This is a genomic window from Mycobacterium sp. 852002-30065_SCH5024008, assembly GCF_001665645.1.
In the GTDB taxonomy this organism is placed as follows: Bacteria; Actinomycetota; Actinomycetes; order Mycobacteriales; family Mycobacteriaceae; genus Mycobacterium; species Mycobacterium paraffinicum.
Window position 1 is genome coordinate 1 of the sequence record NZ_LZSZ01000054.1, and the last position, 461, is coordinate 461.

1 protein-coding gene is annotated in these 461 nt (G+C 65.9%); it reads right to left on the reverse strand.

The window, feature by feature from the left end:
* Positions 1-326: ParA family protein (locus tag A5781_RS05570; protein WP_231990644.1), on the reverse strand; the 326-nt coding region annotated here is incomplete at its 3' end.
* Positions 327-461 lie beyond the last annotated feature (135 nt).

Genomic DNA, 461 nt, shown 5'->3' on the forward strand with positions numbered 1-461 from the left:
CCGAAATTGTTCATGTAGGTGTGCGCCCGGACGTCCGCATAATTCGTGATCGCCCTGTCGGCGAGCAGGTCGGTCATGTTCAGTGAGTTAGGACGGCCATGCCGCTCCACCAAATCCCCGGCGTCGATGTCGACGGCGATGATCCGGTCGTGGCGCACATCGGCGAACGTGGATCCCAGCGCCTCCACCACCGCGGTCTTGCCGACGCCGCCTTTGAGGTTGAGGACGGCGATGGGAAATGCGCCGCCCACGACCGCGCGAACGCGGTTGCGCAGTTCCTCTTTGTACTGAGAGTCCTTGCCGGGGCCCAGGTCAATGCCGGTCACGCGATGGACCACTTCGCGCCAGTTGAACCTCGCGGAGCCCTCGCGCCCCCCCTGCTGGTCGAGTCCGTCCAGTGCCGTCCCGCCCGGCAGTCGCGCCGGCCGCGGCGGCGCAGGGACTGTCTCTTATACACATCT